Genomic DNA, 7,670 nt, shown 5'->3' on the forward strand with positions numbered 1-7,670 from the left:
CTATCCACCTCTGTAAGGACTATTATTTCATTCATATCTGTTATATTAAATGGTAGTTTAACTAAGTATTCCACATTGTCTTCATATTTTTTTCTTATTTCACAAATCTCTCCAATATAAAGATCTTTTGGATAAATATCACTAATTCCTGAAGTATAAACTTTATCTCCAACTTTTAATTGTGCTTCATGAAAAGAAACTGGCTCAAATATAAGTTCATCACTTCTATTCCCCTTGATTATACCTACTGTATTTCCTCCAGCATTGGCACTTACTACAGAATCTTGAAATGTTATCATCTGAACCACAGAGTAGTTTTTAAATACCTTTTCAACTCTTCCTATCAATGATTCATTAAATAAAACTGGCATATTTTTTTTAATGCCATCAATTTCACCTACATTTATAGCAAAACTTTCAAACATCTCTCTAGTTTGTTGAAAGCTTATCTTTCCAACTTTAAATTGGAATTTAAACTGATCTTTCATATCCAATAACTCTCTTAATCTAGCGTTCTCTTCCAATAGTCTTTGATTCTTTTGTTCAACTAAAGATTTTTCTGCTATTGTATATTTTAATCTATTATTCTCGCTGATTAACTCTTTATAATTTATAACACTTTCAGTACTCTCTTTCGCTTTTTTACCTAAGAAATAGACTCTGGATTGAAGTGGTAATAAGATCTCCTCAATTCCTGTCATTGTATAGTTAAATACATCTTTTGCAAAGAAAACTACAACCATCAAAACTATAAATATATATATTACATTTAATACTTTACCTTTTTTCTTACCTATCTTCATTTTTAACCTTTTATAATTTCAACTAATATTTTTGATAGATTCACTAAATCTTTTATCTCAATATGCTCCTCTAAAGTGTGAACCTTAGTCATTCCAACAGCTAAATTTACGCTAGGAACACCTTTACTATTGTATATATTTGTGTCACTTCCTCCACCAGATGAAGCAGTTTCACTTTTTATTTCCGCTCTTTCACAAGCATTTTTTACAATCTCAACTATCTTTTCATCATCATTTAATGCAAACCCTGGATATTCAACTTGTACAGTATTCTCTAACTTAGCTCCAAACTCTTTACAAACATCTTCAAATATTTTAAATGTTTCAGCTAATAGATTATCCAACTTCTCATTTGATAAACTTCTTGCTTCATAGTCCAATTCAACTGATGGCATAACTATATTAGTTGCTTGTCCACCATTTACAATACCAATATTTGAAGTAGTTTCAACATCCACTCTTCCTAATTTTATCTTTGTTATGGCATGTGCTGCAACTGTTAATGCATTTATTCCACTTTCAGGAGATATTCCAGCATGAGCTGGTTTTCCTATTATTGTTATTTTTCCTCTAGCTGCTGACGGTGCTTTTGTAATTATTTTTCCCGGTTTACCACTTGAATCAAGAATAAATCCATAATCTATACCATAGCTCTCTATTGCAAAAGCTTTAGAGCCCAATAATCCGATCTCCTCTCCCATAGAAAATACTACCACTATCTCTGGGTGATCTAAATTATTCTCTTTTATAACTCTTAGCATCTCTATAATCGCGGCGATTCCACCTTTATCATCCCCACCTAAAACAGATGTCCCATCTGATTTTATAACTCCATTTTCTATTACAGGAACTATTTTTTCACAAGGTACTACTGTATCCATATGAGCACTAAATAAAAGCTTTTTCTTACCAGGAGCTCTTAAAACTCCAATTATATTTCCACAGTTTCCACCGTTAATCTCACCAGCATTGTCTTCGCTTACCTCTAATCCTAACTCTTTAAGAACTTTTAATAAATAATCTCCCATAGCTCTCTCATTTTTTGAAGGAGATGAAATCTTTACCATATCTAAAAAATTTTCTATTAATCTAGCTTCCTTTATCATTTGCCCTCCCACAGGTCATTTATTTTTGATATTCTTCCCTAGATTATATTACATTGTCATTCCTTTGTAAAGAGTTAAAGGTAACAAAAAATAACAGTAGTTAGGTACTACTGTTATTTTTTTTCAATATTTTTATGTTATTTTAATTTTTTTTTGAGTAATATTTTGTATGTAAAATTCTATGCGCTTCAGAACTTAATGGATGTTCCAAATATTTTTCATACAGTGATTGTATATATGGATTTTCATGTGATTTTCTAAACATTTTTTCATTGTCTATGCATTGTAATCCCTCAGCTCTTTTTACCACTTTTTCAAAATTTCCGTGGTGATAAGGCTGTCCTCCTCCTCCAACACATCCACCTTTACATGCCATAATCTCTATGGCGTGGAAAAACTCCTCTCCAGTTCTAACTTTATCTAAAATATCTCTAGCTGCAGATAATCCATTTGCTATACCTATCTTTACAACAGTATCTCCCACTTTTACTTCACTAATTTTTATTCCTTCCATTCCTCTCATCGATTTAAAATCTACCTCTTCAAGGGTCTGATTTGTCATCCATTCATAGAGAGTTCTGGTTGCAGCTTCAATAACTCCACCTGTTCTACCAAAGATAACTGCCGCTCCAGTTGAGTATCCCAGAGGGTTATCAAACTCAGAATCCTCCATCTTTTTCAAATCTATATTTGATTGTTTTAAAAGGTGTGCAAGTTCTCTAGTTGAGATTGAATAGTCTACATCAGGAACTCCATCAGTAAAAAATTCACTTCTGGATGATTCATATTTTTTTGCTAAACAAGGCATTATTGATACATTTATTATTTCATCTCTTTTTATCCCTCTAGCTGGTCCCCAAATATTCTTTAAAACTGCTCCAAACATTTGTTGTGGAGATTTTGCAGATGATGGTATATCCAACATGTCTGGATAGTGATGTTCAATAAAATTAACCCAAGCTGGACAGCATGATGTTAAAATTGGGAGCTTTACATTTTTATCGCCACTTAAATATTTTTCTAATCTTTGCTTAAACTCTGCAGCTTCCTCCATAATAGTCAAATCAGCTGCATAGTTTGTATCAAACACATCATCAAATCCAAGCTTTTTCAATGCTGTTACAAGTTTCCCTGTTACATCAGTTCCAGGTTCATATCCAAACTCCTCGCCTATTGCTACCCTAACTGCAGGAGCTACCTGAACTGTCACTCTTTTTCTTGGATTTGCAATATCTTTTATAAGACCCCATGTATAGTCTTTTTCATACAGTGCTCCAACTGGGCATACAGCTACACACTGCCCACAAAATGTGCAATTGGTCTTATCTAAATCTGATTCAAAAGCTGTTGAAACAACTGACTTAAATCCTCTATTAACTGCTGATAAAACCTGACATCTTTGAATATTATTACACATATTTTCACATCTTCTACACATAATACATTTATCTAAATCTCTAACTATAGATGGTGAAACCTCTCTTCTATACTCAAATATTTTTCCTTTAAATCTTATATCTCTAATTCCAAACTCCATAGCTAAAGTCTGTAGATCACATTTCCCATTTTTAGCGCAGATTAAACAATCTGTTGGATGATTTGATAACATAAGTTCTAAAACATTTCTTCTTTTTTCTAAAACTTCCATCGTATTAGTGTTTATTATCATTCCTGGAGAAACTGGCGTTGCACAGGCTGGAACCAAATTTTTTCTTCCCACAACTTCAACTACACATATTCTGCAAGAAGCGCAATCATTTTTAAATCCTATCTCTGGAATATTCATATAGCATAAGCTCGGTATTTTTATTCCAGCTGATTTTGCTGCTTCTAATATTGTTGTTCCTGCTAAAGCTTCCACTTCTTTACCATCTATTATAACAATAACATTTTTCATGAACTACCTCCACTAACCTATATCTATTGCACTAAACTTACAAGCATTATAGCAAGCACCACATTTTATACATCTACTTTGATCTATAACATGTCTCTCTTTTACTTTTCCATCAATACATGCAACAGGACAAACTCTTGCACATGCTGTACATCCAACACACTTATCATTTATTAAATATCTTCTCAGAGCTTGGCATTTTCCAGCTCTACATTTTTTTTCATGTATATGCTCTAAATATTCATCTAAAAACTGATTTATTGTAGACAATACCGGATTTGGTGATGTTTGTCCCAGTCCACAAAGCGAGGTAGTTTTTATTGTCTGTGATAGCTCTTTTAGTAGGTCTATATCCTCCTCTTTTCCCTCTCCTTTTGTTATTCTATCTAAAATTTCCCACAATCTAGTATTTCCTATTCTACATGGTGCACACTTTCCACAAGATTCATCCACTGTAAACTCTAAATAGAACTTAGATACTGCCACCATACAGTCATCTTCATCCATTACAATCATTCCACCTGAACCCATCATAGACCCTTTAGATAGAAGAGTATCGAAATCTATTGGGGTATCCAAATCTTTTTCAGTTAAACACCCTCCCGATGGTCCTCCTGTTTGAACAGCTTTAAATTTTTTATTATTTTTTATTCCTCCACCGATTTCAAAAATAACTTCTCTCAAAGTTGTACCCATTGGAACTTCAACCAATCCAACGTTATTAATTTTTCCAGCTAAAGCAAAAACCTTTGTTCCAGGGGAATTTTTTGTTCCAATGCTTCTAAACCACTCCACTCCTTTTAATATTATTTGAGCAATATTAGCCAAAGTTTCAACATTGTTTACTATTGTAGGTTTCCCCCAATATCCAGATTCAGCTGGATATGGTGGTTTTGTTGTAGGTTCTCCTCTTCCACCCTCCATAGAGTGTATAAGTGCAGTTTCCTCACCACATACAAATGCTCCTGCTCCATATTTTATCTCAATATCAAAGTTGAAGTCCGTTCCAAAAATTTTCTCTCCCAATATTCTATTTTTTCTAGCTGTATCAATAGCTATTCCCAATCTTTCAATAGCCAGTGGGTACTCCGCTCTTATATATACCAATCCCTTTGTAGCACCTATAGCATACCCTGCAATAATCATACCTTCGATAACACTATGTGGATCTCCCTCTAAAATAGATCTATCCATAAAAGCACCTGGATCTCCCTCGTCAGCATTGCACACCACATATTTTTGTTCTGATATATTTTTAGAGGCAAACTCCCATTTTAACCCTGTTGGATATCCTCCTCCCCCTCTTCCTCTCAGTCCTGAATCTTTAATTATCTTTATAACATTTTCAGGAGTCATTGTTGTTAATATTTTCTTTAAAGCAGCGTAGCCTTCAGCTGCCATATATTGTTCAATTGACTCTGGGTCTATACTTCCACAATTTTTAAGAGCAATTCTTAACTGTTTTTTATAGAACTCCATATTTTCCCCTTCAAAAACTCTTTCACCATTTTTCGGGTCAATATATAATAGTTCTATAACTCTTTTTTCACTAATTATGTCTTCTACTACTATTCTTTCTGCATCTTCTGGTTTTACTTCAATATAAAATGTATTTTCTGGCATTATTTTTACAATAGGTCCCTTTTCACAAAATCCAAAGCACCCAGTTTGTATAACTTCAACTTCATTTTCTAATCCATGTTCTTTAATTGAATTTCTTAAATTTTCTACAATTTGTTCTCCCTTTGCAGATAAACAACCAGTACCACCACAAACAAGTATTTTCTTTTTCTCTTTCATAATTAGCCTCCTAAAATACTTTTAATGTATTATCTATCCCTTATTTCGAATCCTCTTTTCTATATCTCTCCAATATTTTTTTCATATCTTTAACCTCTTCTTTTCCATACACATCTTTTCCAATTAAAACCACTGGAGCTAATCCACAGGCTCCAACACATCTCAATGCATCTATAGAAAATAATCCATCCTCCGTTGTTTCCCCCACATCAATTCCCAAATAATTTTTAACGCTGTTTAAAACTTTCTCTGCTCCTCTGACATAACAAGCGGTTCCCATACAAACTGATATTGGATGTTTTCCTTTGGGCTTCATTGAGAAGAAATGATAAAAGCTAACTACTCCATATACTTTTGCAATTGGAATGTTCATCTCTTTCGCTATAAACTCCTGTACTTCCTGTGGTAAATATCCAAAGATCTCCTGCCCTTTATGCAGTACAGAAATCAATGCTCCGTTCTTATCTTCAATTTCAGCTATATATTTTTTTAACTCTTCGAACATCTCTTCTTTCAATCTATTATCACAAGCCATTTGTACCTCCTATTTTTATTTTAAGTCTTTTATAAGTTTTTTAAGAATTATTCTATTTTATTACTATATTTTTTAAAAAAAATCAATAGTCAAAAAATAAAAAAAACCTGTAGGTCAACTACAGGTTTTAAACTTCTATTATTTTGCTGCTTTATAAGCGTTTTCAGATCCGAAAACATCTTTAATTTTCTCTTTGTAGTAAGCTTTCATCTCTTCTTTTGCAACACCTAAATATTTTCTTGGGTCAAACTCTCCTGGTTGCTCAGCAAATACTCTTCTTACTCCTGCTGTAAATGCAAGTCTTCCGTCAGTATCCACGTTTATCTTAGCTACACCTGATTTAGCTGCTCCCATTAACTCAGTGTTAGGAATTCCAATAGCGTCTTTTAATACTCCACCATATTTTTTGATCTCTTCAACATATTTTTGTGGAACTGCTGATGATCCGTGTAATACGATTGGGAATCCAGGAATTCTTCTTTCGATTTCAGCTAATATTTCTAACTCTAACTTTGGATTTGTTCCAGGCTTGAACTTGTGAGCTCCGTGTGAAGTTCCAATAGCAATAGCTAATGAATCTACCCCTGTTCTTGAAACAAACTCTTCAACCTCGTCAGGATTTGTGAAAATGCTGTGCTCAGCAACAACATCATCCTCTACTCCAGCTAAAACTCCTAACTCAGCCTCAACAGTTACATCAAATTTCTTTGCATACTCAACAACCTCTTTTGTAACAGCTATATTCTCTTCAAATGTGTAGTGAGATCCATCTATCATTACTGATGAGAATCCAGCATCTATACAAGTCTTTACTGCTTCTAAGTTTGGTCCATGATCTAAGTGAAGTGCTACTGGAATGTCTGATCCCATAGCTCTTGCTCTATCTACAGCTGCTTTAGCTAATAATGGAGTAACCTCTTTTGTCATATACTTTAATGCTCCTGTTGAACATTGTAATATAACTGGTGATCCCATCTCAGCACATGCTTCTACAATCGCTAACATTTGCTCCATGTTATTGAAGTTAAATGCTGGAACTGCATAGTGCTCTTTATTAGCTTTAGCAAACATTTCTCTAGTATTTGATAATCCTAAATCTTTGTAATTATATGACATAATTTTCCTCCTGATATTTTATTCATCTACTAATATAACAAATTTTTGAATTAAAATCAATTTTTGAAACTATTAGTTTTTTATCTTTATTTGACTTAAAATATATCTAAAAAACCACTTTATCTTTCTTTTGCTTTTAAATATCTTGAAAACTTCCGGTATTAACTCAATTACATCTTCAATAACTTTTTGATATGAAACTAAACTTTTAGGCAATATATTTTGCGTATTTACTAGCCATGATAATAAAATCAGGTTTATTATTCTTAAAAAACTTGAAGCAAAGTTTAAAATTCCACCCTTTGTAACATATACATTAAAAACTTTAAAAAGGACTTCTCCCTCTTGATGGTAATATATTTGAGCCAAAAATGTAGTTAGATATATAAAAATTAAAAATTTTAATTTCTTTA

Annotated in this window: 7 protein-coding genes; all 7 read right to left on the reverse strand. The window is 32.8% G+C overall.

Annotation, left to right across the window (positions count from 1 at the left end; all coding sequences use genetic code 11):
* A partial coding sequence (gene mreC, locus ACMOUI_RS06620; protein WP_418964938.1) for a rod shape-determining protein MreC occupies window positions 1-803 on the reverse strand: 803 nt, incomplete at its 3' end.
* A gap of 2 nt (window positions 804-805) precedes the next feature.
* On the reverse strand, window positions 806-1,909 hold the full coding sequence (locus ACMOUI_RS06625; RefSeq protein WP_418964939.1) for a M20/M25/M40 family metallo-hydrolase: 1,104 nt from the start codon (window positions 1,907-1,909) through the stop codon (window positions 806-808).
* A 142-nt stretch (window positions 1,910-2,051) separates the two neighbouring features.
* Window positions 2,052-3,806, reverse strand: a complete 1,755-nt coding sequence (locus ACMOUI_RS06630; protein WP_418964940.1) for an NADH-dependent [FeFe] hydrogenase, group A6 — start codon at window positions 3,804-3,806, stop codon at window positions 2,052-2,054.
* A 12-nt stretch (window positions 3,807-3,818) separates the two neighbouring features.
* Window positions 3,819-5,606 (reverse strand): NADH-quinone oxidoreductase subunit NuoF, encoded by a 1,788-nt coding sequence (nuoF, locus tag ACMOUI_RS06635; protein ID WP_418964941.1) that lies wholly within the window; start codon window positions 5,604-5,606, stop codon window positions 3,819-3,821.
* A gap of 40 nt (window positions 5,607-5,646) precedes the next feature.
* Window positions 5,647-6,141: an NAD(P)H-dependent oxidoreductase subunit E gene (locus ACMOUI_RS06640; RefSeq protein WP_418964942.1), complete on the reverse strand. Its 495-nt coding sequence runs from the start codon at window positions 6,139-6,141 to the stop codon at window positions 5,647-5,649.
* A 138-nt stretch (window positions 6,142-6,279) separates the two neighbouring features.
* The gene (fba, locus tag ACMOUI_RS06645; RefSeq protein ID WP_418964943.1) at window positions 6,280-7,257 is read right to left on the reverse strand and encodes a class II fructose-1,6-bisphosphate aldolase; all 978 of its coding nucleotides are present in this window, start codon (window positions 7,255-7,257) and stop codon (window positions 6,280-6,282) included.
* Window positions 7,258-7,329: 72 nt separating this feature from the next.
* Window positions 7,330-7,670 (reverse strand): hypothetical protein (locus tag ACMOUI_RS06650; protein ID WP_418964944.1); only part of this gene is annotated, 341 nt, incomplete at its 5' end.

Origin of the sequence: Cetobacterium sp., assembly GCF_048470075.1 — a bacterium.
Lineage (GTDB): Bacteria > Fusobacteriota > Fusobacteriia > Fusobacteriales > Fusobacteriaceae > Cetobacterium_A.